Source organism: Streptomyces sp. NPDC031111 (assembly GCF_055570675.1).
Map to the genome: position 1 here is coordinate 343,796 of NZ_JBVIGS010000002.1, position 26,305 is coordinate 370,100.

The window sequence follows — 26,305 nt, forward strand, 5'->3', positions numbered from 1 at the left end:
GATTGTGCACCGAATGTTCCGGGAACCTATGGCTCCCGCAGGTCTTCGTCAAGAGGGCCCGCAGGGTTACGATCGCGGCCATGACTTCCCCGCAGCCCGCTGAAACCCGGACGCAAGGGCGCAGCACCCAGACCGCGACCCTCGCCGAGATCGCCCGCGAGGCGGGCGTCTCCGCCCCGACTGTTTCGAAGGTCCTCAACGGTCGTGCCGATGTCGCCCCCGCCACCCGGAGCCGGGTCGAGGGGCTGCTGCGCGCCCACGGCTACCGGCGCCGCCGCGCCGAGGCCACCCGCTCGCCCCTGATCGACCTGGTCTTCCACGAACTGGAGAGCGCCTGGGCGATGGAGGTCATCCGGGGCGTGGAGAACGTGGCCCGGGACGCGGGCCTGAGCGTCGTGCTCTCCGAGAGCGCCGGGCGGCTCACCCCGGGGCGCACCTGGGCCGACCAGGTCGCCGCCCGCCGTCCGCACGGCGTGATCCTCGTACTGTCCGGTCTCGACGAGTCCGGGCGGGCCCTGCTGACCAGCCGTTCCATCCCGTTCGTGGTGATGGACCCGGCCGGTGACCCCGGCACCGACGTGCCCTCCATCGGCGCGACCAACTGGCAGGGCGGACTCGCCGCCACCCGCCACCTCGTGGAACTCGGCCACACCCGGATCGGCGCGATCAGCGGACCCTCGCAGATGATGTGCAGCCGCGCCCGCGTCGACGGCTACCGGGCCGCCCTGGAGACCGCCGGACTCCCGGTGGACCCCGGGCTGATCGTGACCGGCGACTTCCACCACGAGGCCGGTTATCGGCAGGGCCTCGCCCTGCTGCGCCGCGAGGACCGGCCCACCGCGGTCTTCGCCGGCAACGACCTCCAGGCGCTCGGGCTGTACGAGGCCGCGCGCGAGCTGGGGCTGCGGATCCCGGAGGACCTGAGCGTGGTCGGGTTCGACGATCTGCCGGTGGCCCGCTGGGTGGGGCCGCCGCTGACGACCGTACGGCAGCCGCTGACGGAGATGGCGGAGGCGGCGGCCAAGCTGGTCCTCGACCTCGGCAAGGACGACGACTCTGCGGCGACCCGGGTGGAACTCGCGACGAGTCTGGTGGTGCGCAGCAGCACCGCGGCACCGGCGGGGGCGTGAGCCCTTCGAAAGTTTCGGACCGTCGGAAGTCTGAGAATTTCCCAAGAAAACTGTCCGGGGGACGCCCCTCGTAATAATTCGGACTTATGTTCCTGCCCGTGAGGGGACATGAGAAGAGCGACGGGGACGGCGGGGGCGAGGCCGAGGGTGCGGGCATACGCACCTGTCGGCGGGCGAAGGCGCTGAAGATCACCGGACTGGCGCTGGCGGGCGTGCTCGTCCTGGGCGCCGGAGCCGCCGGCTGGGTCTACTGGCAGCTCAACGACAACATACGCGGCGTCGACATCAACAGCGCACTGGGCGACGACCGCCCCGCCAAGGCCGTGACCACCCCGTCCCCCTCCGCGTCCGCCACGGCCTCCCCGCTGCCGACCGAGTCCCTGAACATCCTGGTGCTCGGCTCGGACTCGCGCAGCGGCGAGGAGAACCAGGCGCTCGGCGGCGGCGCCAGCGGTGGCGCCCGCTCCGACACCGCCATGGTCGTCCACCTCGACGCCGGCCGGACCGGCGCGACGGTGGTCAGCATCCCCCGCGACACCCTCGTCGACCGGCCCTCCTGCCCGCTGGAGGACGGGGAATCGACCCGTCCGGTGTCCGGCGCGATGTTCAACAGCGCGTACGAGGTGGGCGGACCGGTGTGCGCGGTGAAGACCGTCGAGTCCCTCACGGACGTCCGCATGGACCACTACATCGAGATCGACTTCGCCGGCTTCGCCCGCCTGGTCGACGCGATCGGCGGAGTCACCGTCACCACGGACGAGGACATCGACGACGACCGGAGCCATCTCACGCTGGAGGCCGGCACCCACCACCTCGACGGCAAGGACGCCCTCGCCCTGGCCCGCACGCGCTACGACGTCGGCGACGGCAGCGACCTCAACCGCATCGGTCTCCAGCACCAGTTGGTGAAGGCGCTGCTCGATCAGATAGCGGACGAGAACCTGCTGACCAGCCCCACCCGGCTGTACGAGGTCGCCGACACCGTCACCGGCAGCCTCACGACCGACACCGGCCTGGACTCACTGCCCGAACTGAGCCGCCTCGCGCAGAGCCTGCGGGACCTGCCGTCCGGAAACGTCACGACCCTCACCATGCCGGTCGTCCCGGCCCCCTGGGACCGCAACCGCGTGATCGCCGACGAGCCGGAGGCGGGGGAGCTGTGGGCGTCCCTGAGGTGAGCGTTCCCGTGTGTCTCAGCGCACCGGGTGCCCCAGCAGCATGGTCGGGGCGCCGGCCACGCGGGTCAGGAACACCGTGACGGACTCGGAGCCGTGGGGCTTGGGCAGGACCTTGCGCCGCAGCTCCTCCGGTTCGACCGCCGAGCCGCGCTTCTTGACGGTCAGGGTGCCGACGCCGCGCTCGCGCAGCAGCGCCTTCAGCTTCTTGACGTTGAAGGGGAGCACGTCGGTGATCTCGTAGGCGGTGGCGTACGGCGTGGTGTGCGGGGCGTCGGAGGTGACGTAGGCGATGGTCGGGTCGATCAGTCCGCCGTCCAGGTCCTCGGCCACCTCGGCGACCAGGTGGGCGCGGATGACGGCGCCGTCCGGCTCGTACAAGTACCTCCCGACCGGCCGGACTTCGGGGTCCGGGAGCGCGGTGTCGGGCGTCACGTGGATGCCGGCCTCGGCGGGCAGCAGCGTCGCCCGCCGTGCCCCCGGCGTCACGTCCCGGCCGAACCACAGCATGGCCTCCTTCACGTCCCCGCCGTCCGACACCCATTCGGCCGTCGCCTCCGCCGGGATCGCCTCGTGCGGGATGCCCGGCGCGATCTTCAGCATGCCGAGCGGCGCCCCGAGCGCGGCGGACACCGCCCACGACAGGGGAGGGGAGTAGGCCTCCGGATCGAAGATCCGGCCGCGCTTGGTCGAGCGCCGGGCCGGGTCCACGAACACGGCGTCGTGCCCGGCCGTGTCCACCTCCGTCACATCGGCCTCGCGCACCTCGATCAGATCGGTGAGACCGAGCGCGTCGGCGTTGGCGCGGGCCACCTCGCAGGTCAGCGGATCCCGGTCGACGGCCAGCACCCGGATCCCGGCGCGGGCGAACGCGATCGCGTCGCCGCCGATCCCGCAGCACAGGTCGGCGACGGACCGTACCCCCTTCGCCCGGAGGCTCTCGGCCCGGTGCGTCGCCACACTCGTCCGCGTCGACTGCTCCACCCCGTTCGGCGTGAAGAACATCCGCCGGGCGTCCTCCGCCCCGAACTTCGCCACCGCGCGCTGCCGCAGTCGCGCCTGGCCGAGCGCCGCCGAGACCAGTGCGGCGGGGTGCTCGCGGCGCAGCCGGGTCGCGACGGCCAGTTCGTGCGCCGGGTCGGTGTCGCGCACCTCGTCGAGGAGGGCGCGGCCTTCGGGGGTGAGGAGCGGGGCGACGTTCACCGGCTCATTGTGGGCCAGTCGACGGACCGTGCGCCTCCGGCCGCGGTGTCGGGCCGGGTTCCGGGCGGCGGACTGCGAGGATCCGGCAGCATGCGAGAAGTAGTACAAAACGATAAAAGGCGGACGCTGGGCGGTGTACGGGCCGGCCTCGCCGCACTCGCCCTCGCCTCCCTCGCCGCGGCCTGCGGCCAGGGCGGCACCGCGGCTCCGCCGGCCGGCGGCCAGCAGCCCCTCAAGGAGCCCGCGGCCCGCGCGCTCGACGCCTACGCCGGCCAGCTGCGCGCGGCGCACGCCGCGAGGGTCGCCGCCGCGAAACGCTGGGGCCTGAAACGCGTGCCGCTGACGGCCCCGGCGCCCCCGGCGGAGAAGCCGAGGATCACCACCCGCGACGGCTTCGAGGTGGACGGCCACCGCCGACTGGGGCTCCCGCCGGTCTTCACCACGGTCCCCACCGAGCGGAAGATCCTCTTCCTCACCATCGACGACGGCGCCGAGAAGGACCCCGCGTTCCTGCGGATGATGAGCGAGCTGAAGATCCCGTACACCGCCTTCCTCAGCGACTACCTCGTCAAGGAGGACTACGGCTACTTCAAGGAGATGCAGAACCGGGGCGTCGGCCTGCACAACCACACCCTCCGCCACCCCTACATGCCGGCCCTGTCCTACGCCCGCCAGAAGCGCGAGATCTGCGGCATGCAGAAGATCATCGAGAGACGCTACGGCGAACGCCCCACCCTCTTCCGCCCGCCCTACGGCAACTACGACAAGGCCACCCTGCGCGCCGCGAAGGCCTGCGGGATCACCCATGTCCCGCTCTGGAACGAGGAGGTCTTCGCCGACCACTGGGAGTACCGCGAGTGGGACCGCGACCTGCACCCCGGCGACATCGTCCTCAGCCACTTCCGGGGCCGCGAGGACTGGGAGGGCACGATGCCGGACATGATCCGCCGCTTCCTCGACAAGGCCACGGCGGAGGGGTACGCGGTCGCGCGACTGGAGGACTACCTGTGAGGCGCCGCGGCCCGCGGACCTGTCTCGCGGCGGGCGCCGTCCTGCTGGCCGTGGTCGCCGGATGCGGTCCGTCCGGCGGCACGGGGGACGGGGCGGGGCAGTCGCCCGGGGGCGGTCCGGCACCGGGGGACGGCGCGCTCCCGCCCGTCGTCGACCACGTGCCCACCCGCGACAAGGTCGTCTTCCTCACCTACGACGACGGCGCCGAACGCGACCCCCGCTTCATCGACCTGGTGCGCGAGCGCCGGCTCCCGGTCAGCCTCTTCCTCACCGACACGGTGGCCGGCCCCGGCTACGCCCACTTCGCCCGCCTGCGCTCGGTCGGCGCGAGCCTCCAGAACCACACCCTCGACCATCCCGCCCTGCGCGGTCTGCCCTACGCCGGCCAGCGCGCCGAGATCTGCGGCCAGCAGCGCAAGCTCCGGTCCCGCTTCGGCGTCCGCCCGCACCTCTTCCGCCCGCCCTACGGCACGTACGACACCACCACCCTGCGCGCCGCCGCCGACTGCGGCATCACGGCGCTGGTGCTGTGGCGCGTGACCCTGGAACCCGACGGCCACCTCACCTACACCGACGGCCCCCACCACCTGACCCCCGGCGACATCATCGCCGTACCGTCGGGCGAGGCCCCGCCCCTGTCGTTGACGGAACGGACGACACGGCTGCTGGAGGAGCTGGCGGAGCAGGGGCTGAACGTGGGCCGCCTTGAAGACCACGTAGGCCAAACCAGCCCGTCCGGCGTTTGAGGACGAGGCCCGTTCAGGGCCGAAGGGGGGCCTGGGGGCGCAGCCCCCAGAGGACGCTCACCACGACACCGGCAAGCCGCACCCAAGGGTGATCGCAACGCCCCCACCCCGCGACGCGCCGCGGGCAACTGGCACTCCGCTTGACCGAGTGCTAATCGCGGTCATAGTCTCAGGTCTGGCACTCCCCCCTGGAGAGTGCCAACACACGCGACGGGCAGGTCCGGCACCCGCGACGACGGATCCACCTGGTCGCCACCTCAGACAGTTAACCCCGTGAGATCTCCGAAGGGGGAGGTCGGATCGTGACGACCGCCAGCTCCAAGGTTGCCATCAAGCCGCTCGAGGACCGCATCGTGGTCCAGCCGCTCGACGCCGAGCAGACCACGGCTTCGGGCCTGGTCATTCCGGACACCGCCAAGGAGAAGCCCCAGGAGGGCGTCGTCCTGGCCATCGGTCCGGGCCGCATCGAGGACGGCAAGCGCGTCGAGCTCGACGTGAAGGTCGGCGACGTCGTTCTGTACAGCAAGTACGGCGGCACCGAGGTCAAGTACAACGGCGAGGAGTACCTCGTCCTCTCGGCCCGCGACGTCCTCGCGATCGTCGAGAAGTAAGGGAAATCCGGGGGTCACCCCGGACAACCCGACCTCGAAGCAAGCACTTTTGCTCGAACACTGCGCCCCTGGCCCCAGCATCCGACAAGGAGCCGGGCGGCCCAGGGGCGTAGTGATTTCACCCTAGATTTCCGAGAGGGCTCCCGCTGCCATGGCGAAGATCCTGAAGTTCGACGAGGACGCCCGTCGCGCCCTCGAGCGCGGCGTCAACAAGCTTGCCGACACGGTCAAGGTGACGATCGGCCCCAAGGGCCGCAACGTCGTCATCGACAAGAAGTTCGGCGCCCCCACCATCACCAACGACGGTGTCACGATCGCCCGTGAGGTCGAGATCGAGGACCCGTACGAGAACCTCGGCGCCCAGCTGGTGAAGGAGGTGGCGACCAAGACCAACGACATCGCTGGTGACGGCACCACCACCGCCACCGTGCTGGCCCAGGCGCTGGTCCGCGAGGGCCTGAAGAACGTCGCCGCCGGTGCCTCCCCGGCCGCCCTGAAGAAGGGCATCGACGCCGCCGTCGCCGCGGTCTCCGAGGACCTGCTCGCCTCGGCCCGCCCGATCGACGAGAAGTCCGACATCGCCGCCGTCGCCGCGCTGTCCGCCCAGGACCAGCAGGTCGGCGAGCTCATCGCCGAGGCGATGGACAAGGTCGGCAAGGACGGTGTCATCACCGTCGAGGAGTCCAACACCTTCGGTCTGGAGCTGGACTTCACCGAGGGCATGGCCTTCGACAAGGGCTACCTGTCGCCGTACTTCGTGACGGACCAGGAGCGCATGGAGGCCGTCCTCGACGACCCGTACATCCTCATCACCCAGGGCAAGATCGGCGCCATCGCCGACCTGCTGCCGCTGCTGGAGAAGGTCATCCAGGCCAACTCCTCCAAGCCGCTGCTGATCATCGCCGAGGACGTCGAGGGCGAGGCCCTGTCGACCCTGGTCGTCAACAAGATCCGCGGCACCTTCAACGCGGTCGCCGTCAAGGCGCCCGGCTTCGGTGACCGCCGCAAGGCGATGCTCCAGGACATGGCCGTCCTCACCGGCGCCACGGTCGTCTCCGAGGAGGTCGGCCTCAAGCTCGACCAGGTCGGCCTGGACGTCCTGGGCTCCGCCCGTCGCGTCACCGTCACCAAGGACGACACCACGCTCGTCGACGGTGCTGGCAAGAAGGAGGACGTCGAGGGTCGCGTCGGCCAGATCAAGGCCGAGATCGAGACCACCGACTCCGACTGGGACCGCGAGAAGCTCCAGGAGCGCCTCGCGAAGCTGGCCGGCGGCGTGTGCGTGATCAAGGTCGGCGCCGCCACCGAGGTGGAGCTGAAGGAGAAGAAGCACCGTCTGGAGGACGCCATCTCCGCGACCCGCGCCGCGGTCGAGGAGGGCATCGTCTCCGGTGGTGGCTCCGCTCTGGTCCACGCCGTCAAGGTCCTCGAGGGCAACCTCGACAAGACCGGCGACGAGGCCACCGGTGTCTCCGTGGTCCGCAAGGCCGCCGTCGAGCCGCTGCGCTGGATCGCCGAGAACGCCGGCCTGGAGGGCTACGTCATCGTCTCCAAGGTCGCCGAGCTCGAGAAGGGCAGCGGCTACAACGCCGCCACCGGCGAGTACGGCGACCTGGTCAAGGCCGGCGTCATCGACCCGGTCAAGGTGACCCGCTCCGCCCTGGAGAACGCCGCCTCCATCGCCTCCCTGCTCCTCACGACCGAGACCCTGGTCGTCGAGAAGAAGGAAGAGGAGGAGCCGGCCGCCGCCGCCGGTGGCCACGGCCACGCCCACTGACGACGTAAGGTCGCCAGAACCTGAGTGAAGGCCCGGCACCCCCGGAAACGGGGTGCCGGGCCTTCGCCGTACCCGCTCGCGGAACCGCGCCACGGCCGACGGGGTCTTTCCACACAGCAGTCGGAGCAGGAGGGGGAGGATGGGGATGAACCAGGTGCTCTACGGGGAACGGTCCCGGAACCCGCTGGCGCGCACCGTGGAACTCACCGAGGGCGGCCTCCGCAGAGGATTCTGGACCACCCCGCTGGACGAGCTGAACCTCGGCGCCATGGCAGACGCCTTTCTGCGGGGGAGCTGGCTCGGCGGCGGTGGCAGCGAACGCCCCCTGTCGTCCCTGCCGCAGGACCGCGGCGTCGTCCCGGTCACCCGTGCGACCGGCACCACCACGCCGCTGAAGACACGTCAGGCCGCCGAGTTCGCCCGCGCGCTGGGCGAACTGGCGGTGCGCAGGTGCGGAGGCCCGGACCAGGTGACCGCTCTCGCCGCGCGGGCGCGGGCCGAGGGCGTACCGCTGTGGATAGCGCGCCGGTTCGCGCCGGGGCCCGCCGGACCCGTGACCGTCTGCGTGGACCGGCGCTCGGTACGCGTGGACGTCTGGGGCCCGCACGCTCCCGCCGTACGCCTCAGGGCACCACGCGGTTACGTCCCCGACGCCTCCGACCGGGCGGGCGGCCTGGTCCTGACCGTCGGTGACATCACCGCGGGGCTCGAACTCCGCAAGAAGCTCCGCAAGTCCAAGAGCAGGGTGGAGATCCGCCTGCCCGACCGGCAGTGGACGCTGCGCCGCGAGAACGCGGTGAGCTCGTCGCTGCTGCGCGACGGCACCCGGATCGCACTCCTGACCCGACCGCCACGGGGCTCGGCCCCCGCCCCCGGCACGGTGCTGCTGCCGCTGGCCGACATCCACCACGAGAGCCCCGACCCCCTGGACGCCGTCATGGCCCACGCGGTCGCGGTCGCCTTCGGCCTCGGCGACACCACCGGCACGGCCAGGTTCCGCGCCGCGAACTCCCGCCGGGACACGGAGGACGACATCTGGGACCGCCCCTGGTTCAGCAACCTCGGCAGGAACAGCGAGGACAACGAACCCGGCGGCGGCGACGGCTGGGGCAGCGACGGCGGAGACGGCGGCGACGGGGGCGGCAGCGGCGGCGACGGCGGGGGTGGTGGCGACGGGGGAGGCGGTGGAGGGGGCGGCGACTAGGCGGGCACCGCCACCACCGCCCAGACGGTCCCGCCCGGCGCACCCGGCCTCGGGGCGACACCCCGCGCGTCACTGACCTCGATGCGGATCCGGCTGGTGACGCCGAACCACGCCAGCCGCAGCCAGGCGTCCCGCCCGGGCACCCGTCCGTGGCGATCCTCAACGTCCCGTCCGCCCAGTGGGCGGCGTTCGTGCGGATGGCCGCGGGCGCTTGAGGCCAACGAGGGGCGGTGGGAAGGCACTTGTGCCCTCACCGCCCCTCACTCATGCCCGAAGGGCACTGCTCTCCTCACTGCGACCAGTGGGAGGATGCCTGGATGCCCAAGCCGATACGGACGAGCCGTCGCACATGGGTTGCCGCGTGGGTGGTGCTGTGCGCGGCCGGCCTGGCCGCCACCGCCGGACTGAACGCCTCCTCGGCACCGGAACCGCAGCCCGAGAGGCCTGTCAGCGCCGAGTGCGCCGAGTACGTCGCGGACGTCGAGAGGCTACTGGCCGAGGCCCAACAGGAAAGGGAGGGTGATGGAGTGCTGGCCTTGTCCCGAGTCCAGGTCGGAGCCGAGGACGACTGCGCCGACGAGCTCCGCGACCACCTCCGTGGCGATCGATGAGGCGCGGTACACGGCTCGCCGTGATGGCGGGACTGACCTGCGTCGGTGCCGTGGCGATCATTGCCGTGGGCACCACGTCGGAACCGGAACCGGAACCGAAGCCGCAGCCCGCACCGCCGCGGGTGTACTCCTCCTGCCTGGCGGCCGACACCGCGCCGATGCCCGCGGACGACGACCCGTGCGACGGCCGGTGAAGAACGACTGAGTCAGCGTCGCCTCACTGTCAGTGGGACCCGTTAGCTTCGGGTCATGTCGATCACCGCACAACTGCGCGACTCGGTGAGGCTGCCGGGTGGGGGCGCACTGGTCAACGGCTTCGCGTTCGAAAGTCGTGGGGACGGTTCGTGGCGAGCCCTGCTGAGGAACGGGCATGAGCTGGAGGTCTACGACCTCCGGGAGTTGTTCGAGGGGGAGCGTGCGCCGGCCGCCGTCTTTCCCCTTCCCTGGCCCAGGTGGGACCACGGCGTTCACTCGGTGAGCCCCGACGGCACGTTCGCGGTGTTCTCGGGGCAGCGCTCGGTACGGGCCATGGGCCGGGGCGGGGAGACGCTGTGGGAGTACCGGCACGGCTGCTGGGGCCCCGAGCTCGGGCACGCGCACACGGGGGACGAGCAGGAGGTGTGCCGTGGTCTCGAGCACGGCTCCTGCCGGGTCTCGGACGACGGCCGGCTCGTATGGGCGCATGTCGTGGCCGAGCCCGAGCCGGGTGACTGGCAGGAGCGCTGGGTCGTCCTGGACGCCCGCGACGGACGGGAGTTGGCGTCGCTGCCGCTGGACAGCGCGGCGGCCGGTTCGCACCACCTCTCCCACCCGGACGGCGTCCACATGGGACTGAGCATCGGCATGGGCCAGGACGGCATCCTGCTGCACTGGGCGCGCTGGGACGGCGAGAAGCTCACGGCCTGGGACGTGAACGAGGACCTGGACCGCATCCTGATGGACGTCCACGCGGGACATCCCGGCTTCCTGACGGTCGAGCACTACGGAGCGGACCTGCGACTGCACGCCCTGGACGGCACCGTGATCGCCGAGCAGGAGCCCGAGCCGGCCGACGACGAGGACGAGCCCTGCTGGGACTACGCCTGTGGCTTCGTCGACGCGGACACCGTCATCGCCTCGACGACCGAGTCCGACGAGGACCCGGAGGAGGCCCGCCACTGGCTGCTCGACGCCCACACCTTGCGCATACGCGGGGTGGTCACGTACCCGACCGGCCCCGACGACAGCTACGTACGCCCCCTCGGTGACGGGACCTGGCTCACGTACGACGAGAAGAGCGAGACGCTCAACCGCTGGACTCGAACATAAACCAACAGAATGCGTCGCACGATCCCTTGACGTCCCCCACTTCGCGACAGAACACTCTCGCCAGAGGACAGGCGGGCGTCGAGCAGGGCGCGCCCACCGTGGCCACCACGGGAAGAGGGAAGATGACTGACATGCACAGAACATCCCGGCGCCGCTTCGTCGGAGCGGCGGGCGTGGCCGGCATGTCCGTGGTTCTCGGGTCACCGGGCGCGGCGCTCGCCGCGGTGGCCGAACCCGGCCGGGACCGGGCGGCCACCCCGTACACGCGAGCCGGAGCCCATGGTGCCCTCGGGGCGAACTACAACGAGTACGTGGCCGACCTGGACATCCGCGAACTCCAGATCGGGGGGACCGAGTGGGTCCGGTGCTTCTTCCCCATGCCGGAGGCCGACCAGGGCGAGCTCGCCGACAACGTCACGCTGCGGACGATCCTGGGCGTCGGCGCCCGCGGCTACCGGACCCTCCTCACCCTGAAATTCCCCTACGGTGACTCGGCCATGCCGACGCCGGGCAGCGCGGCGATGGAAACCCTGCTCGCCCAGGTGGACAAGGTCCTTGCGGAGGTCCTGGACCGGGTCGACATCCTCCAGATAGGCAACGAGCCCTTCATCGAGAGCCTGCCGGAGGAACGCGGCGACACACTGAACGTCTTCTACGAGACCGTCGCACGTCACGTGATCGCCTACCGGCGCGCGCACCACGGGCCGCGCAGCCGCACCCGCCTCTACATGGGCGCGCTCAACCGGCTGGACCTCCCGGGCCGACGGACCGCGGCCACCGAACGCTGGATGACGTTCGTCCGGCAGACCCCCGAGATCGACGGCGTGGACATCCATCCGCACGTCCCCTCACGGGATGCCGTGCAGCCGTTCCTCGACTACATCCTGCCTCGGATGCGACCCGAACAGACCTTCCTGGCCACCGAGTTCTCACTCGTCTGGTACTGGCAGGCGCACATGAACGACCGTATTCCGGCGGAGTTCGCCGACCGCTACGGGTTCGCCTCGACCAGTCTCGTCTGGGAAGTGATCCAAGCCGCGATCGAACGGCCCTTCCCCCAGAGGCAGTGGGACGACTTCCTTTCGATGAGCCCCTGGTACGAGAGTCAGCGGCACTTCTTGCGCGACCAGGTGCGCGACTTCCGGGCCACCGGCCGCCTGGCCGTCGCCACGTACGGCTACCGCCAGGGGGAGTCGATGATCCGGAACTGGGGTCCGACCAAGCCGCCGTGGCTGCTCAACGCCGTCTTCGCCCCGCGCACCGTCCAGCCGTGGCGCAACGGAACCACCGGACGCGGCTACGCCTGGATCGAGGATTTCCAGGCTCTGCAACGCGGTGGTGCGATCGCCGGCGGCCGATGACCTCGTCACCGGCCCCGGTTCAGATCTCCGCCGGCTCCAGCGCCCCCAGCTGTGCCATCAGCCCGAGCCGGTCGTACTGCCACCAGCCCTCGACGATCTTGCCGTTGCCGCCGAAGCGGAAGATGGTCGTCCCTGTCATGGCGACCTTCTTCCCCGTCGCCGGAATCCCGAGGAAGTCGGCCTTGTGTGTGCCCTCCCAGCTCCACCGGGTGCACACCCGGTCCCCCTCCGCGAGCTGGTCCTCGAGGCGGAACGAGAAGTCGAAGCCGCCGCGCCACACGTCCATCTCGCGCCGGAAGTGGTCGAGGCCGATCACGTCCTGCTCGTTGGCCGGGTCGTGGTCGTGGTAGTGCTCCTCGACCAGTCCCGTCATCGGGGAGAGGTCGTCCGCGGTGGTCAGCACCTCGAAGAAGCGCCGCGCGGAGTCCGTGTTCAGCTGCGCGTCGCGCACCACGTCGAGATCCGTGAACGTCGGTGTCCCCTCACAGAGGGCCACCATCTCCCGGAAGATCCGGTCGGTCTCCGGCAGCTGCGAGTTCCGCATCGCCTCCTCGTACGACGGGAACTCCACGATCTCGACGACGTGCGACGTGTCCGAGCGGTCCTTGGCGACCACCGCGTGGGTCGCCGTCCGCTTCCCCTTGGTCTGCTCCACCCACTGGTCCATGAGCCGGTCGATCTCCTCGAACCGGTTTGTCCGGCAGTCGATGAGCTGTACGAAGGTCATGGCGCTCGCCTCCGGTCCCCCCTGGGTCCGGGTTCTGTCAGCACCCATTTTCCTCCGGGGCGCGGGCCCCGTCCCGCCGTGCCGGCACCCCCACGGACGTACCGCTAGCGGGGGCCGTACTTCCGTCCCGTCCGCGACGAGAGTCCCCCCAGCATCCCGCGCGGTACCAGCTTCGCCGCCCCCATCAGCGCCTTGTAGCGCGGGTCGGGAATGGACACCTTCTTGCCCCGGGCCAGGTCCGCGAGGGCCGCGGCGACGACCTTGTCCGCGTCGAGCCACATCCAGTTCGGGATGTTGTCCGTGCCCATCCCGGCCCGCTCGTGGAACTCGGTGCGCACGAAGCCGGGGCACAGCGCCATCAGACGTACGCCGTGGCCCGCCAGATCCTGCGCCGCGCCCTGGGTGAACTGCACGACCCACGCCTTGGACGCCCCGTAGGTCCCGCGCGGCACGAACGCGGCGGTCGAGGCGACGTTCACGACGCCCCCGCGCCCGCGCTCCCGCATCGCCTCCACCGCCGCGGACGTCAGCCGCAGCACCGCCTCGCAGTGCACCTTGAGCATCCGCAGCTCATCGGACATGGGGACGTCGAGGTAACGGCCCTTGTGGCCGAAACCGGCGTTGTTGACCAGCAGGTCGACGGGGTTCTTCCGGTCGCCGACGCGGTCGGCCACCGCCTCGATGCCGCTGTCCTCCGCCAGGTCGGCCGTCAGCACCTCCGCCTCGATGCCGTGGCGGTCGTGCAGCTCGGTCGCCTGTTCGCGCAGTCGGCCCGTGTCGCGGGCGACCAGCACCAGATCATGTCCGTCGGCCGCCAGCCGCCGCGCGAACGCGGCACCGATCCCAGCCGTCGATCCCGTAATCAGAGCCGTTGTCATGGCCCAAGAGTAGTTACCTGGAGTGCGGGCGTCCGCTTCATGTCATCCCATGGACATCCCGTCAGGCCGTCGACTCCGCCCCGTACTTCTCCACGTACGTCCGCGCCGTCGCCAGCGCCTCCGGGTGCAGGGCCGGGCCCGCCGCCAGCAGCCGGGGCAGCAGCGTCCGCTCGGTCGTCACCGCGCGGAACTGGAGCGCGACCGTCACCTCGTGGTCCGGCCGGTGCACGATCCGTACCGCGTCCCCCGCGCGGATCTCACCGGGCCTGATCACCCGCAGATACGCGCCCGGCGCGCCCCGCTCCGTGAACCGCTTCACCCAGCCCTTCTCACCCAGATGGCCCTGGAAGGTGCGACAGGGGATGCGCCCGGAGGTGATCTCCAGTAGCGCCTCGGGCCCGACCGCCCAGCGCTCACCGATCAGGGCGCCGGACACGTCGATCCCCTCGGTGGTGAGGTTCTCACCGAACGAGCCGTTCGCCAGCGTGCGCCCCAGCGTGCGCTCCCACTCGTCGAGGTCCTCGCGGGCCACGGCGTACACCGCCTGGTCGTCCCCGCCGTGATGCCGCGTCTCGCACACCGCGTCCCCGGCCAGACCGCTCGCGCCGACCCCCTTGGCCCCCGGCGCCGCCACCCGCACCGGCCCGTCCACGGGACGCTTGTCGATGCCGGTCACACCGTCGCGGTGATCCGTGTACGGCACGGCCTTGGGTCGCCCGAGGTTCACAGACAGAAGCTTCATGACTCGCACGGTAGGCGATGGTCATCAAAGCGTCGACGCATTATTCGGCGCCGTGTCAAAGGTCGGCTTATCCTTGAGGGGTGATCGAAGCCCGTCATCTCCGCGTGCTGCGCGCCGTGGCCACCACCGGTTCCTTCTCCGCGGCGGCCCGCGAACTGGGCTGCACCCAGCCCGCCGTCAGCCAGCAGATGAAGGCCCTGGAGGGGTCCGTCGGCACACCCCTGCTCATACGCAGCGGCCGTGAGATGCGCCTGACGCAGGCCGGGGAGGCGCTGGTACGGCACGCGGCCGGGATCATCGCGGGGCTCACCGCCGCCGAGGAGGAGGTCGCCGCCATCGCGGGGCTGCGCGCGGGCCGGGTCCGGCTCGTCTCCTTCCCCAGCGGCAGCTCCACGCTCGTCCCGACGGCCCTCGCCGCCCTGCGCGAGGCCCACCCCGGCACCCGGGTCTCCCTGGAGGAGGCCGAACCGCCCCGCTCCGTGGAGATGCTGCGCGAGGGCGACTGCGACGTGGCCCTCGCCTTCCGGTACGAGGGTGCGGCGGGCGCCGAGGAGTGGGACGACCTCGTCGTACGGCCGTTGCTGTCGGACCGGCTGGTGGGGCTCGTCCCCGAGCGGCACCGGCTCGCCCGCGCGCGGTCCGTCGCCATCGGCGAACTCGCCGAGGAACCGTGGATCGCCGGCTGCCCGCGCTGCCGGGGCCAGCTGGTGGAGGTGTGCGAGGCGGCCGGCTTCACCCCGCGCATCGACTTCGCGACCGACGACTATCCGGCGGTCGCCGGGCTGGTGGGTGCCGGACTCGGGGTCGCGGTCCTGCCCCAGCTGGCCCTCGAGTCGGTGCGGCCCCGGGGGGTGCGCACCGTGGCGCTGGAACCCGCCGTGCGGCGGGAGATCGTCGCGCTCACGCTTCCGGACCTCGCCCAGGTGCCGGCGGTCGGCGCGACGCTGGAGAAGCTGGCGGGGGCGGCCGCCCGGTAACGGCCGCCACGCAGCCGGGATGTCCGGGGCGCGCCGCACGAGGACGCGTGCGGGCCCCGGCTCTATGGGATCTATGGAGAAACGTTCCTTCAGTTGTTCGAAGCGGCATGCGCGGCGGCGGCCGACGCCGACACCAGCCGGTTGCGCGCACGCCCCATCAGCTCTTCGCGCTCGTCCTCGGTCAGTCCGCCCCACACGCCGTACGGCTCACGTACCGCCAGCGCGTGTGCGGCGCACTCGGCTCGCACCGGGCACCTCATGCAGACCTCTTTGGCCGAGTTCTCGCGAGCACTCCGAGCCGCACCACGCTCGCCCTCGGGGTGGAAGAACAGCGAGCTGTCCACCCCGCGGCAGGCAGCCAGGAGCTGCCAGTCCCACAGGTCCGCGTTCGGTCCGGGAAGGCGGGAGAAATCTGCCATTGCGTGACCCCTTGTAGCCGTTCTGGGCGGATCCGGTGTCCACGACCGTACAACTACGATCCAAGGAGATGAAAATATGACTCATTGCGAATCTAGCCCCGGACACCAACAAAGGGGAAGAAAAGGGGCTAAATGGGGCACGGGTTGTGGTGAAAGTTGGGGGGTCCGTCGTTCATGACTCCGCCGTGTCCGCCTCCTCACGTAGAGTGCCGAAGATGGCAGACGGCCCCGTAACTCTTTCGAGTGACCGTCGTTGAGAGTGCGAGGCGGTTGAAGGAACAAGCGCTCGGGCGGGCGTCCGAGACGGTCGACCGCACAGGTGACGATTTCGTACCAGCCTGGAGGCTCAAGGTGACGCGCATCAGCTGCGGAGGGCGGCCATGACTTCCGTCCTCGTCTGCGACGACTCCCCGCTTGCCCGAGAGGCGCTCCGCCGCGCGGTCGCGACCGTGCCCGGCGTCGAGCGCGTGACGACGGCTGCCAACGGCGAGGAAGTCCTCCGCCGCTGGGGAGCCGACCGCTCGGATCTCATTTTGATGGACGTACGCATGCCCGGTCTGGGCGGCGTCGAGACGGTCCGGCGGCTGCTGTCCGCCGACCCAGGAGCGCGCATCATCATGCTCACCGTCGCCGAGGACCTCGACGGTGTGGCGCTCGCGGTGGCCGCCGGCGCGCGTGGCTATCTGCACAAGGACGCCTCCCGCGCGGAGCTGCGGGCCACGGTCACGCAGGCGCTCGCCGACCCCACGTGGCGGCTCGCCCCGCGCCGGCTGCGCTCCGCCGAGATGGGGGCGGCGCCCACGCTCACCGCGCGTGAGATCCAGGTCCTCGAAGGCATGAGCCACGGCCGCTCCAACGCCGAGATCGGCCGCGAGCTGTTCCTCTCCGAGGACACCGTCAAGACGCACGCGCGCCGCCTCTTCAAGAAGCTCGGCGCCTCGGACCGGGCCCACGCCGTGGCCCTCGGCTTCCGGTGGGGGCTGGTGCGCTAGGGCCTGTCCTCCGGATCGGGTCGGTAGCGGGCGGCGGGCTGTCCCGGGCCGCCTCGGCAGGATCCGGAAGACAGACCCTGGGGCCTTTCCCTCAGGTCGGGCCGGACGGCACGGCACACGGTCTCGAGCGCCGCTCGGTGAGCGGGGGTGCGTGGATGCCCCCGCCCGCGCGGCGGCGAGGAGCTCCGGGCGTCGGGATCGCGCCACGTACGCGGAAGCGGCGCGAGGCGCTGTGGTGGCGCGGGTGCGCGGCTGTCGCGCGCGGGTGGTGATGCCGGTGTCCGGGTCCCGGCGCCATGCGGGCACGGCGGTGCCGGTGACCGGCGCGCACGCGGGGCGCGGATGCACGCATACGCACGGCGACGCGTGCGCCCCGCGCCCTCGGTGGTGAGGGTGCGTACGGGGCACGTGAGTGCGGTGACGCGGGTGCCCGGTCACCGACCGTGTACGGCCGTGGTCACGGTGGTCCGCGGTGTCGTCGTCGGTCGGGGACATCGAACGTCCATGCCAAGGCCCGTGGCTCGGCGGGGCGCGTTGCCTCGGGGCCTCCCCGTACGCCCTCGGAATCGCCGTGGGAACCGGGCCCACCAGGGCATCCGCGGTGGCCGAAGGGTGCCCGCTGCTTGTTTCGCCGCGGATGCCGCATCCTTGAGGTGTGGAGTTCCTCGGGGACGAGTCGGTCGAGCGGAAGGGGAGGGCGCAAGGGATGAGTTCCGGCGCACCTGCTCATAACGCTTCGGTGCACAACCAGGGACACGGTGCCGCGGACCCGACGTCCGCAAGGCACCATGGACCGATGCGCGACGACGAGGCGGGCACTGCCCAAGGGGCGATCGGTGCGCTCGTCCATCGCGCGGTCGACGGGGACGAGCAGGCCACGCACGATCTCCTCGCCCATGTCCACCCCCTGGCACTGCGCTACTGCCGCACCCGTCTGTCCCGGCTGCCGGGCGACGCCCGGCACTTCGTGGAGGACCTCGCCCAGGAGGTCTGCGTCGCGGTGCTGCTCGCACTGCCCCGCTACAAGGACACCGGCCGGCCCTTCGAGGCGTTCATCTTCGCCATCGCCTCCCACAAGGTCGCCGACCTCCAGCGCGCGGCGATGCGCCACCCCGGCTCGACCGCCGTGCCCTCCGACGAGATGCCCGAACGACCCGACGACTCCCTCGGCCCGGAGGAGCGCGCGCTGCTCAGCAGCGACGCCGAATGGGCCAAGAAACTGCTGGCCAATCTCCCCGAGAATCAGCGGGAGCTGCTTCTGCTGCGGATCGCCGTGGGCCTCACGGCGGAGGAGACTGGACAGATGTTGGGAATGTCACCCGGCGCCGTCCGGGTGGCCCAGCACCGCGCGCTGAGCCGGCTGCGCGCCCTGGCGGAGCAGTAACCCCCGCCGTCGCGCCGCCCCTTCGGCGGATGAACGGGCGCCCAGGCGCTCCCGTACGAACATACGAAGCCAGGAGCCGTGCGAAAGCGTGGAATGAGACAGCCGCGCAGCCCGTTAGCATGGACATCCGCACCGATCAAGGCCATTTGGGGAAGGTGTCATGACTGCAAACGTCGACGGAGTGCCCGGAAAATTCGCGACACTCGGGCTGACCTACGACGACGTGCTGCTGCTGCCGGGCGCGTCGGACATGGCACCCGACCAGATCGACACCGCCTCGTACGTCTCCCGTAACGTGCGGGTCAACATCCCGCTGCTGTCCGCCGCCATGGACAAGGTGACCGAATCCCGCATGGCGATCGCGATGGCCCGCCAGGGCGGTGTCGGCGTCCTGCACCGCAATCTGTCCATCGAGGACCAGGCCAACCAGGTCGACCTGGTGAAGCGCTCCGAGTCCGGCATGGTCACCGACCCCATCACCATCCACCCGGACGCCACGCTCGCCGAGGCCGACGCCCTGTGCGCCAAGTTCCGCATCAGCGGTGTCCCCGTCACCGACGGCAACAAGAAGCTGCTCGGCATCGTCACCAACCGTGACATGGCCTTCGAGACCGACCGCTCCCGTCAGGTGCGCGAGGTCATGACGCCGATGCCGCTCGTCACCGGCAAGGTCGGCATCTCCGGCGCGGACGCCATGGAGCTGCTGCGCCGCCACAAGATCGAGAAGCTTCCGCTGGTCGACGACGACGGCGTCCTCAAGGGCCTGATCACGGTCAAGGACTTCGTGAAGGCCGAGAAGTACCCCAACGCCGCGAAGGACGCCGAGGGCCGGCTGCTGGTCGGTGCCGCGGTCGGAGTCGCCGGTGACGCCTTCGAGCGCGCCCAGGCCCTGATCGAGGCGGGCGTCGACTTCATCGTCGTCGACACCGCGCACGGCCACTCCCGACTGGTCGGCGACATGGTCGCCAAGATCAAGTCGAACTCCTCCGGCGTCGACGTCATCGGCGGCAACATCGCCACGCGCGACGGCGCCCAGGCCCTGGTCGACGCGGGCTGCGACGGCATCAAGGTCGGTGTCGGCCCCGGCTCCATCTGCACCACCCGTGTCGTCGCCGGCGTCGGCGTCCCGCAGGTCACCGCGATCTACGAGGCCGCGCTCGCCGCCAAGGAGGCCGGCGTCCCGGTCATCGGCGACGGCGGTCTCCAGTACTCCGGCGACATCGCCAAGGCCCTCGTCGCGGGCGCCGACACGGTGATGCTGGGCTCCCTCCTCGCCGGCTGCGAGGAGTCCCCCGGCGAGCTGCTGTTCATCAACGGCAAGCAGTTCAAGTCGTACCGCGGCATGGGCTCGCTGGGCGCCATGCAGACGCGCGGCGACCGCAAGTCGTTCTCCAAGGACCGCTACTTCCAGGAGGGCGTCGCCTCCGACGAGCAGCTCGTCCCCGAGGGCATCGAGGGCCAGGTGCCCTACCGCGGCCCGCTCTCCTCGGTCGTCCACCAGCTCGTCGGCGGTCTGCGCCAGTCGATGTTCTACGTCGGCGGCCGGACCGTGCCCGAGCTCCAGGACAACGGGCGGTTCGTGCGGATCACCTCCGCCGGCCTCAAGGAGAGCCACCCGCACGACATCCAGATGACGGTCGAGGCGCCGAACTACAGCCGCAAGTAGACAGAAGGCCTTCCAGGGCGGTCCCGGACGCATCCGGGACCGCCCTCGGCGTGCCCGTCGGGGATACTGGAAGGCGCTGCAACGCATCAGGGAAAGGCCACAGACGTGACTGAGATCGAGATCGGGCGCGGCAAGCGCGGCCGCCGGGCGTACGCCTTCGACGACATCGCCGTCGTCCCCAGCCGCCGTACGCGGGACCCGAAGGAGGTCTCGATCGCCTGGCAGATCGACGCCTACCGCTTCGAGCTGCCGTTCCTGGCCGCTCCCATGGACTCGGTCGTCTCCCCGGCCACGGCGATCCGCATCGGCGAGCTCGGCGGCCTCGGCGTGCTGAACCTCGAGGGCCTGTGGACGCGGTACGAGGACCCGCAGCCGCTGCTGGACGAGATCGTCGGCCTGCCGGCGGAGACGGCCACCCGCCGCCTCCAGGAGATCTACGCCGCTCCCATCAAGGAGGAGCTGATCGGGCAGCGCATCAAGGAGGTGCGCGACTCGGGCGTGGTCACCGCCGCCGCGCTCTCCCCGCAGCGCACGGCCCAGTTCTCCAAGGCCGTCGTCGACGCGGGTGTGGACATCTTCGTCATCCGCGGTACGACGGTCTCGGCGGAGCACGTCTCCGGCGCGCACGAGCCGCTGAACCTGAAGCAGTTCATCTACGAGCTCGACGTCCCGGTGATCGTCGGCGGCTGCGCCACCTACACGGCCGCCCTGCACCTCATGCGCACCGGCGCGGCCGGTGTGCTCGTCGGCTTCGGCGGCGGCGCGGCGCACACCACGCGCAACGTGCTCGGCATCCAGGTGCCCATGGCCACCGCGGTCGCCGACGTGGCCGCCGCGCGCCGTGACTACATGGACGAGTCCGGCGGCCGGTACGTGCACGTGATCGCGGACGGCGGTGTCGGCTGGTCCGGCGACCTGCCCAAGGCGATCGCCTGCGGCGCGGACTCCGTGATGATGGGCTCCCCGCTGGCCCGCGCGACGGACGGTCCGGGCCGGGGCAACCACTGGGGCATGGAGGCCGTCAACGAGGAGCTGCCGCGCGGCCAGAAGGTCGACCTCGGCACGGTGGGCACGCTGGAGGAGATCCTCGCCGGCCCGTCCCACACGCCCGACGGTTCGATGAACCTCTTCGGCGCCCTGCGCCGCGCGATGGCCACGACCGGCTACAGCGAGCTGAAGGAGTTCCAGCGCGTCGAGGTGACGGTGGCGGACTCGCAGCACCGGCGGTAGCCGCTCGACGGCATTGAGGAGGCCGGTCACCCTGACGGGGTGACCGGCCTCCTGCGTGTCCAGGCGGGGCGCGCGTGGTGTCCAGGGGGCGCGCGGTTGTCATCGGGGCGAATCCGCGCTGGAGGGGCGGTTCCGGGTCGGTAATGTCTGTGCCCGGCGGCCCAGCTCTCTGGGGCGCCCCCTTCCAAGGAGATCGTCTCCGGACCCCGGCCCTCGGGGCCCGGCCCGAATTCCAGACGGACCGCCGACCGGGCTATGGCGGCATCGTGGAAGGGGGCGCGCCATGGGCCGTCACCGCAAGCCCACCGCCTGGGACCGGATCCGTCTGCGGATGGTGAAGTTCCGGAGGAGGTGCATCTTGTGGATCTACGGGAAGTGAGCGGCCACCCCTACGAGAACTAGGGGTGGACACTCCGTTCACTTTCAGGAGCCTGCCGCAGTGCCTGCTGCGGTGGGCTCCACCTTTTGGGTGGTGAGCAGCCACCCCTAGGAGAATTAGAGGTGGACGCTCTGTTCACTTCTCAGGAGCCTGCCGCAGTGTCCGCTGCGGTGGGCTCCACCCTGTTTCTACCGTACCCGCGCGCCAGCCCGCCCACCACCAACCCCTGTGGCATGGGCGCCACCCGCGCGCCCCCTCTCACAACCGATGCGCCGCCCCCGTGGGCGTGGCCCCCCGCGTGTCCAGCAGTAGCTGGGCCTTCACCGAGAGGCCCTGGAGGTCGTACGTGCGGTGCTGCTGGAGGAGGATCGTCAGATCGGCCTCGGCGGCGGCCTCGTAGAGGGAGTCCGCGCGGGGGACGGGCCGGTCGAGGACGTTCCAGGACGGTACGTGCGGGTCGTGGTAGCTGACGGAGGCGCCCAGCTCCATCAGCCGGACGGCGATCTCCTTGGCCGGTGCGCCCTGCTGGTCGGCCAGGTCGGGCTTGTAGGTGACGCCGAGGAGCAGCACGCGTGCGCCGCGCGCGGACTTGCCGTGCTCGTTGAGGAGGGCGGCGGCGCGCTGCACGACGTAGCGGGGCATGCGGCTGTTGACGTCCTGGGCCAGTTCCGCCATGCGCAGGGTGCGGCCGGCGTGGGCGGTCAGGTCCTGGGGGGCGGCGTGGCCGCCGACGCCGGGGCCGGGGCGGAAGGCCTGGAAGCCGAAGGGCTTCGTCTCCGCGCATCTGAGGACGTCCCACAGGTCGATGCCCAGGTCGTGGCAGAGGGCGGCCATCTCGTTGACGAGGGCGATGTTGACGTGCCGGAAGTTGGACTCCAGGAGCTGCACCGTCTCCGCCTCGCGCAGGCCACGCGCGCGTACCACCTTGTCGGTGATCCGTCCGTAGAAGGCGGCGGCGGACTCGGTGCAGGCGGGGGTGAGGCCGCCGATGACCTTCGGGGTGTTGGCCGGGGTGAAGTCGCGGTTGCCGGGATCGACCCGACTGGGGGAGTGGGCGAGATGGAAATCGCGCCCCGCGCGGAGACCCGACCCCGACTCGAGCATGCGCAGCAGGGGCCCCTCCGTCGTCCCGGGCGGTACGGGGGACTCCACGATCACCGTGGTGTGCGGGCGCAGCCGCGCGGCGAGGGTGCGGGCGGCGGTCTCCACCTGGCCCAGGTCCGGCCCGCCGTCCGCGCCGCGCGGGGTCGGCGCGCAGATGACCGCGGTGCGCACCCGGCCGAGCTCGGCGGGGTTGGCGGTCGTCCGGAAGCCCTGCGCGAGCATGCGGCGCTGTTCGGCGGCGCTGAGGGAGCCCGCCTCGGGGCCGGTCCGGTAACCGACGGTGGCGATGCCGGCGGCGACGGCGGCCTGGGCCAGGGGCAGGCCGTACGGGCCGAGTCCGATGACGGCGAGATCTGCGGGCATGGCGTGGGCCGTCCTTCCCGATAGCCGGAGTGCGACAGGTGCGCAAGTCCTGTGGACTGGACAGGCGAGCGCAATGTCAGACTAGGAGTAAATATGACCGATATGTGGGATTGATCGGCTGAGTTTCGGTGAGTCGCTCCGCGAGGGTTGTCCACAGGCTGGGGGTGCGTGGTGGCTGAAGTCGGGCAAGCCGGTCAGAATTTGGGCATGAGGGTGGGGGACCGGGCTTCGCCCGACGGGTGCGGCCGATGCGACCGATGAGCGGGAGGCAGCGGTGAGGACAGCGAAACTGGGGCCGGAGCAGCGCGCCGAATCACTCGCGTCCATGGCCGAGCACGAGCTGGACGTGCTGGTCGTGGGCGGCGGCGTGGTCGGTGCGGGTACGGCGCTCGACGCCGCGACGCGCGGTCTGTCCACGGGCCTGGTGGAAGCGCGTGACTGGGCGTCGGGCACCTCCAGCCGGTCCAGCAAGCTGATCCACGGTGGCCTGCGCTATCTGGAGATGCTGGACTTCGTCCTCGTACGGGAGGCGTTGAAGGAGCGCGGCCTGCTGCTGGAAAGGCTCGCTCCGCATCTGGTGCGTCCGGTGCCGTTCCTGTACCCGTTGCAGCACAAGGGCTGGGAGCGGTTGTACGCCGGAGCGGGCGTCGCCCTCTACGACACCATGGCGATGGCCCGCGGGCACGGCCGGGGCCTGCCCGTGCACCGCCACCTGACCCGCCGTCACGCGCTCCGGGTCGCACCCTGTTTGAAGAAGGACGCGCTGGTCGGCGCCCTTCAGTACTACGACGCCCAGATGGACGACGCCCGGTTCGTGGCGACCCTGGTGCGCACGGCGGCGGCGTACGGCGCGAAGGCCGCCAACCGCGCGAGGGTGACGGGCTTCCTGCGCGAGGGCGAACGCGTCGTCGGCGCCCGGGTGCAGGACGTCGAGGGCGGTGGCGAGTACGAGGTCCGCGCCAAGCAGGTCGTCAACGCCACCGGGGTGTGGACCGACGACACCCAGGCGATGGTCGGCGAGCGGGGACAGTTCCACGTCCGCGCCTCGAAGGGCATCCACCTGGTCGTCCCCAAGGACCGCATCCACTCCACGACCGGGCTCATCCTGCGCACCGAGAAGTCCGTGCTGTTCGTCATACCCTGGGGCCGGCACTGGATCGTGGGTACCACGGACACCGACTGGGACCTCGACAAGGCGCACCCCGCCGCCTCCAGCGCGGACATCGACTACCTGCTGGAGCACGTGAACTCGGTGCTCGCGGTGCCGCTGACGCGGGACGACGTGGAGGGCGTGTTCGCCGGCCTGCGGCCGCTGCTCGCCGGGGAGTCGGACGCCACGAGCAAGCTGTCCCGCGAGCACACCGTGGCGCATCCCGTGCCCGGACTGGTCGTCGTGGCGGGCGGCAAGTACACGACGTACCGGGTCATGGCCAAGGACGCGGTGGACGCCGCGGTGCACGGACTCGACGTGCGCGTCGCCGACTGCGTCACCGAGGACACGCCCCTGGTGGGCGCCGAGGGCTACCACGCGCTGTGGAACGCGCGTGCGCGCACGGCCGCGCGCACCGGACTGCACACGGCACGGGTGGAGCACCTGCTCCAGCGCTACGGCGCGCTGGCGGAGGAGGTCCTGGACCTCATCGCCTCGGACCCCTCGCTGGGCGAGCCGCTGGGGGGCGCCGACGACTATCTGCGCGCCGAGATCACCTATGCCGCCTCGCACGAGGGGGCACGGCATCTGGACGACGTGCTGACCCGGCGCACCCGCATCTCGATGGAGACGTTCGACCGGGGCACGCGCAGCGCCCGGGAGGCCGCCGAACTGATGGCGCCGGTGCTGGGCTGGGACAAGGACCAGATCGGGCGCGAGGTGGAGCACTACGAGAAGCGGGTGGAGGCCGAACGGGAGTCGCAGCGGCAGCCCGATGATCTGACGGCGGACGCGGCGCGGTTGGGGGCGCCGGACATCGTGCCGCTGTAGGCGTTCTTTCGCCCCCGCCGCCCCTTCCCGTCCCGTCACCGGGGGCTTCGCCCCCGGACCCCCGTTTTGCGCAGTTCCCCGCGCCCCTTGAGGGGCGCCGTCCCTGGGGCGTTCTATGACGTGCGGGGGCAGAACTCGGCCGCGAGCAGTGCCGGTTCGAGACCGGGGTCCGCGATCGCGTCCGTGTTCACCCGGAAGGTGAGGACACGTCGGCCGTCGGCGGTGGCCGCGGTGCGTACGTAGCTGCCCGGGATGCGTCCGTTGTGCCCCCACACCGTGGTGCCGCAGGGGAGCGTCACAGGGAACAGTCCCATCCCGTACGAGCCGTGTGCGGCGCGGGTGTCGAGCATCTCGCGCAGCCGGCGCGGGGGCAGCAGCTCACCGCCGAGCAGGGCCGCGTAGAAGCGGTCCAGATCAGCGAGCGTGGTCACCAACTCGCCCGCGGCACCGGCCACCCGCGGGTCGAGCCGGGTGACGTCGGTTCCGTCGGCCGCGTAGGCGTGGCCGTGCGGAGAGGGCAGAGAGGTCCGGGAACCGGGGAAGGAGGTGCCCGTCAGACGCAGCGGAGCGATGATGCGGCGCTCGGCCTCGTCGGCGTACGAGCGGCCGGTGACCTGTTCGACGACCAGGCCGAGCAGAACGTAGTTGGTGTTCGAGTAGGAGAAGCGGCCGGGGGCGGCCGGGGGGTGGGTGAGTGCGATGCGTACGGCCTGAAGAGGGGTGACGGGGACGGTGCCTCGCGTGTCCGCGGCGAAGTCGTGGAGGCCGCTGGTGTGGGTGAGCAGGGAGCGAAGGGTCAGCGCGCGGCCGTCGTTGCCCGCTCCCCGCACCAGACCCGGCAGGTGCTCCTCCACGGTGTCGGACAGTGACAGGCGGCCCTCGTCGGCCAGTTGCAGGACGACCGTGGCGACGAACGTCTTCGTGACGCTGCCCGCGCGGAAGTGGTCCGCACGCTCGATGTCCGGGCCGGCGTGGGCATAGCGGGGACCGCTCTCCGCCAGGGCCAGCATGGCCGCGGCGGGGGCGTCGCCCCGCGTGACCAGGAGCGGAAGGAGAGCGTCCGTCGGCGGCGCCGACGGGGTGGAGGAGGAGGCCGGGGACAGGGCGAGCAGCGCCAGGGACACGGGAACGGCCAGTAGTGTCCGCAGCGGCGGCATCCCGACTCCTCCCTTGTGGGACGCCCATCATGCAGGGCGCTGCGGCGCGTCCGTCACCCGGGCTCCGCGTGCGCCGGGCCCGGGACGCCGTCAGAGGCACCCTGGGCGTCGAGCACTTGTCGGGTGAGGGACAATGAAGGCTCTGTCAGGGCGGGTTGCATGAGGGGAC

General features: G+C 71.2%; 25 protein-coding genes. 17 read left to right on the forward strand and 8 right to left on the reverse strand.

Translation table 11 applies throughout. The features are described 5' to 3' along the window. Positions 1 to 80: 80 nt before the first annotated feature. Both ACZ470_RS05320 and ACZ470_RS05325 read left to right on the forward strand, forming a co-directional pair. Entirely contained in the window at positions 81 to 1,130 is a 1,050-nt protein-coding gene (locus tag ACZ470_RS05320) for a LacI family DNA-binding transcriptional regulator (protein ID WP_468424577.1), read from the forward strand. 86 nt (positions 1,131 to 1,216) lie between these two features. Then, positions 1,217 to 2,308: an LCP family protein gene (locus ACZ470_RS05325; protein WP_468424579.1), complete on the forward strand. Its 1,092-nt coding sequence runs from the start codon at positions 1,217 to 1,219 to the stop codon at positions 2,306 to 2,308. Positions 2,309 to 2,323: 15 nt separating this feature from the next. Here ACZ470_RS05325 and ACZ470_RS05330 read toward each other — a convergent pair whose 3' ends face one another. Continuing rightward, positions 2,324 to 3,508 (reverse strand): THUMP-like domain-containing protein, encoded by a 1,185-nt coding sequence (locus ACZ470_RS05330; RefSeq protein WP_468424581.1) that lies wholly within the window; start codon positions 3,506 to 3,508, stop codon positions 2,324 to 2,326. 90 nt (positions 3,509 to 3,598) lie between these two features. Between ACZ470_RS05330 and ACZ470_RS05335 the strand changes: the two genes are divergently transcribed. The 5 genes from ACZ470_RS05335 (at position 3,599) to ACZ470_RS05355 (ending at position 8,857) form a co-directional block, all read left to right on the forward strand. Further along, the gene (locus ACZ470_RS05335) at positions 3,599 to 4,519 is read left to right on the forward strand and encodes a polysaccharide deacetylase family protein (RefSeq protein ID WP_468424582.1); all 921 of its coding nucleotides are present in this window, start codon (positions 3,599 to 3,601) and stop codon (positions 4,517 to 4,519) included. Then, positions 4,516 to 5,265, forward strand: coding sequence for a polysaccharide deacetylase family protein (locus ACZ470_RS05340; RefSeq protein WP_468424584.1), 750 nt, complete (start codon positions 4,516 to 4,518; stop codon positions 5,263 to 5,265). Before ACZ470_RS05335 ends, ACZ470_RS05340 begins: the two co-directional genes overlap by 4 nt. A 302-nt stretch (positions 5,266 to 5,567) precedes the next feature. Beyond that, positions 5,568 to 5,876 carry a co-chaperone GroES gene (gene groES / locus ACZ470_RS05345; RefSeq protein ID WP_073932713.1) on the forward strand — a complete coding sequence of 103 codons (309 nt, stop codon included), beginning with the start codon at positions 5,568 to 5,570 and terminating at the stop codon, positions 5,874 to 5,876. A gap of 151 nt (positions 5,877 to 6,027) precedes the next feature. Beyond that, on the forward strand, positions 6,028 to 7,653 hold the full coding sequence (gene groL / locus ACZ470_RS05350) for a chaperonin GroEL (protein WP_468424586.1): 1,626 nt from the start codon (positions 6,028 to 6,030) through the stop codon (positions 7,651 to 7,653). Positions 7,654 to 7,792: 139 nt separating this feature from the next. Beyond that, on the forward strand, positions 7,793 to 8,857 hold the full coding sequence (locus ACZ470_RS05355) for a hypothetical protein (protein ID WP_468424588.1): 1,065 nt from the start codon (positions 7,793 to 7,795) through the stop codon (positions 8,855 to 8,857). Here ACZ470_RS05355 and ACZ470_RS05360 read toward each other — a convergent pair. Then, complete coding sequence (locus ACZ470_RS05360; protein WP_468424590.1) at positions 8,854 to 9,000, reverse strand: hypothetical protein; 147 nt, start codon at positions 8,998 to 9,000, stop codon at positions 8,854 to 8,856. The genes ACZ470_RS05355 and ACZ470_RS05360 overlap by 4 nt on opposite strands. Positions 9,001 to 9,174: 174 nt before the next feature. On the opposite strand from ACZ470_RS05360, the gene ACZ470_RS05365 reads away from it, so the two are divergent. The 4 genes from ACZ470_RS05365 to ACZ470_RS05380 all read left to right on the forward strand — a co-directional run bounded on the left by ACZ470_RS05365 (position 9,175) and on the right by ACZ470_RS05380 (position 12,137). Beyond that, a complete protein-coding gene (locus ACZ470_RS05365) occupies positions 9,175 to 9,468 on the forward strand; it encodes a hypothetical protein (RefSeq protein WP_468424592.1) in 294 nt (97 codons plus the stop codon). Beyond that, entirely contained in the window at positions 9,465 to 9,662 is a 198-nt protein-coding gene (locus tag ACZ470_RS05370; protein WP_468424594.1) for a hypothetical protein, read from the forward strand. The genes ACZ470_RS05365 and ACZ470_RS05370 overlap by 4 nt, the downstream gene beginning before the upstream one ends. A 55-nt stretch (positions 9,663 to 9,717) precedes the next feature. Further along, positions 9,718 to 10,776 carry a hypothetical protein gene (locus tag ACZ470_RS05375; protein ID WP_468424596.1) on the forward strand — a complete coding sequence of 353 codons (1,059 nt, stop codon included), beginning with the start codon at positions 9,718 to 9,720 and terminating at the stop codon, positions 10,774 to 10,776. Positions 10,777 to 10,907: 131 nt separating this feature from the next. Beyond that, entirely contained in the window at positions 10,908 to 12,137 is a 1,230-nt protein-coding gene (locus ACZ470_RS05380) for a hypothetical protein (RefSeq protein WP_468424598.1), read from the forward strand. Between the two features lie 19 nt (positions 12,138 to 12,156). Here ACZ470_RS05380 and ACZ470_RS05385 read toward each other — a convergent pair whose 3' ends face one another. The 3 genes from ACZ470_RS05385 to ACZ470_RS05395 form a co-directional block, all read right to left on the reverse strand. Then, entirely contained in the window at positions 12,157 to 12,864 is a 708-nt protein-coding gene (locus tag ACZ470_RS05385; protein WP_468424600.1) for an ester cyclase, read from the reverse strand. Between the two features lie 104 nt (positions 12,865 to 12,968). Continuing rightward, a complete protein-coding gene (locus ACZ470_RS05390) occupies positions 12,969 to 13,742 on the reverse strand; it encodes an SDR family NAD(P)-dependent oxidoreductase (protein WP_468424602.1) in 774 nt (257 codons plus the stop codon). Between the two features lie 61 nt (positions 13,743 to 13,803). Then, positions 13,804 to 14,484, reverse strand: coding sequence for an MOSC domain-containing protein (locus ACZ470_RS05395; protein WP_468424603.1), 681 nt, complete (start codon positions 14,482 to 14,484; stop codon positions 13,804 to 13,806). Positions 14,485 to 14,564: 80 nt separating this feature from the next. Here ACZ470_RS05395 and ACZ470_RS05400 point away from each other — a divergent pair, with 80 nt between their 5' ends. After that, the gene (locus ACZ470_RS05400) at positions 14,565 to 15,461 is read left to right on the forward strand and encodes a LysR family transcriptional regulator (RefSeq protein ID WP_468424605.1); all 897 of its coding nucleotides are present in this window, start codon (positions 14,565 to 14,567) and stop codon (positions 15,459 to 15,461) included. 89 nt (positions 15,462 to 15,550) lie between these two features. Here the strand turns inward: ACZ470_RS05400 and ACZ470_RS05405 are convergent, their stop codons facing one another. Further along, positions 15,551 to 15,880, reverse strand: a complete 330-nt coding sequence (locus ACZ470_RS05405; RefSeq protein ID WP_468424607.1) for a WhiB family transcriptional regulator — start codon at positions 15,878 to 15,880, stop codon at positions 15,551 to 15,553. Positions 15,881 to 16,260: 380 nt separating this feature from the next. On the opposite strand from ACZ470_RS05405, the gene ACZ470_RS05410 reads away from it, so the two are divergent. The 4 genes from ACZ470_RS05410 to ACZ470_RS05425 all read left to right on the forward strand — a co-directional run bounded on the left by ACZ470_RS05410 (position 16,261) and on the right by ACZ470_RS05425 (position 21,152). Then, the gene (locus tag ACZ470_RS05410; protein ID WP_003948568.1) at positions 16,261 to 16,872 is read left to right on the forward strand and encodes a response regulator transcription factor; all 612 of its coding nucleotides are present in this window, start codon (positions 16,261 to 16,263) and stop codon (positions 16,870 to 16,872) included. 796 nt (positions 16,873 to 17,668) lie between these two features. Further along, the gene (locus ACZ470_RS05415) at positions 17,669 to 18,256 is read left to right on the forward strand and encodes a sigma-70 family RNA polymerase sigma factor (protein ID WP_030829597.1); all 588 of its coding nucleotides are present in this window, start codon (positions 17,669 to 17,671) and stop codon (positions 18,254 to 18,256) included. Positions 18,257 to 18,416: 160 nt separating this feature from the next. Beyond that, a complete protein-coding gene (gene guaB / locus ACZ470_RS05420) occupies positions 18,417 to 19,922 on the forward strand; it encodes an IMP dehydrogenase (RefSeq protein ID WP_468424608.1) in 1,506 nt (501 codons plus the stop codon). Between the two features lie 105 nt (positions 19,923 to 20,027). Then, positions 20,028 to 21,152: a GuaB3 family IMP dehydrogenase-related protein gene (locus tag ACZ470_RS05425; protein WP_468424609.1), complete on the forward strand. Its 1,125-nt coding sequence runs from the start codon at positions 20,028 to 20,030 to the stop codon at positions 21,150 to 21,152. A gap of 637 nt (positions 21,153 to 21,789) precedes the next feature. On the opposite strand, the gene ACZ470_RS05430 is transcribed toward ACZ470_RS05425, so the two are convergent. Further along, positions 21,790 to 22,998: a nucleotide sugar dehydrogenase gene (locus ACZ470_RS05430; protein ID WP_468424610.1), complete on the reverse strand. Its 1,209-nt coding sequence runs from the start codon at positions 22,996 to 22,998 to the stop codon at positions 21,790 to 21,792. A gap of 274 nt (positions 22,999 to 23,272) precedes the next feature. Here ACZ470_RS05430 and ACZ470_RS05435 point away from each other — a divergent pair, with 274 nt between their 5' ends. Beyond that, on the forward strand, positions 23,273 to 24,979 hold the full coding sequence (locus ACZ470_RS05435) for a glycerol-3-phosphate dehydrogenase/oxidase (RefSeq protein WP_468424612.1): 1,707 nt from the start codon (positions 23,273 to 23,275) through the stop codon (positions 24,977 to 24,979). 113 nt (positions 24,980 to 25,092) lie between these two features. On the opposite strand, the gene ACZ470_RS05440 is transcribed toward ACZ470_RS05435, so the two are convergent. Then, positions 25,093 to 26,136, reverse strand: a complete 1,044-nt coding sequence (locus ACZ470_RS05440; protein WP_468424614.1) for a serine hydrolase domain-containing protein — start codon at positions 26,134 to 26,136, stop codon at positions 25,093 to 25,095. Positions 26,137 to 26,305: the final 169 nt, after the last annotated feature.

Coding starts and splice junctions, on each gene's coding strand:
- ACZ470_RS05430 (WP_468424610.1), bottom strand. CDS start 22,998: ATGCCCGCAGATCTCGCCGTCATCGGACTCGGCCCGTACGGCCTGCCC.
- ACZ470_RS05320 (WP_468424577.1), top strand. CDS start 81: ATGACTTCCCCGCAGCCCGCTGAAACCCGGACGCAAGGGCGCAGCACC.
- ACZ470_RS05410 (WP_003948568.1), top strand. CDS start 16,261: ATGACTTCCGTCCTCGTCTGCGACGACTCCCCGCTTGCCCGAGAGGCG.
- ACZ470_RS05385 (WP_468424600.1), bottom strand. CDS start 12,864: ATGACCTTCGTACAGCTCATCGACTGCCGGACAAACCGGTTCGAGGAG.
- ACZ470_RS05325 (WP_468424579.1), top strand. CDS start 1,217: ATGTTCCTGCCCGTGAGGGGACATGAGAAGAGCGACGGGGACGGCGGG.
- groL (WP_468424586.1), top strand. CDS start 6,028: ATGGCGAAGATCCTGAAGTTCGACGAGGACGCCCGTCGCGCCCTCGAG.
- ACZ470_RS05440 (WP_468424614.1), bottom strand. CDS start 26,136: ATGCCGCCGCTGCGGACACTACTGGCCGTTCCCGTGTCCCTGGCGCTG.
- ACZ470_RS05405 (WP_468424607.1), bottom strand. CDS start 15,880: ATGGCAGATTTCTCCCGCCTTCCCGGACCGAACGCGGACCTGTGGGAC.
- ACZ470_RS05365 (WP_468424592.1), top strand. CDS start 9,175: ATGCCCAAGCCGATACGGACGAGCCGTCGCACATGGGTTGCCGCGTGG.
- ACZ470_RS05390 (WP_468424602.1), bottom strand. CDS start 13,742: ATGACAACGGCTCTGATTACGGGATCGACGGCTGGGATCGGTGCCGCG.
- ACZ470_RS05375 (WP_468424596.1), top strand. CDS start 9,718: ATGTCGATCACCGCACAACTGCGCGACTCGGTGAGGCTGCCGGGTGGG.
- ACZ470_RS05395 (WP_468424603.1), bottom strand. CDS start 14,484: ATGAAGCTTCTGTCTGTGAACCTCGGGCGACCCAAGGCCGTGCCGTAC.
- ACZ470_RS05355 (WP_468424588.1), top strand. CDS start 7,793: ATGGGGATGAACCAGGTGCTCTACGGGGAACGGTCCCGGAACCCGCTG.
- ACZ470_RS05335 (WP_468424582.1), top strand. CDS start 3,599: ATGCGAGAAGTAGTACAAAACGATAAAAGGCGGACGCTGGGCGGTGTA.
- ACZ470_RS05415 (WP_030829597.1), top strand. CDS start 17,669: ATGCGCGACGACGAGGCGGGCACTGCCCAAGGGGCGATCGGTGCGCTC.
- guaB (WP_468424608.1), top strand. CDS start 18,417: ATGACTGCAAACGTCGACGGAGTGCCCGGAAAATTCGCGACACTCGGG.
- ACZ470_RS05380 (WP_468424598.1), top strand. CDS start 10,908: ATGCACAGAACATCCCGGCGCCGCTTCGTCGGAGCGGCGGGCGTGGCC.
- ACZ470_RS05370 (WP_468424594.1), top strand. CDS start 9,465: ATGAGGCGCGGTACACGGCTCGCCGTGATGGCGGGACTGACCTGCGTC.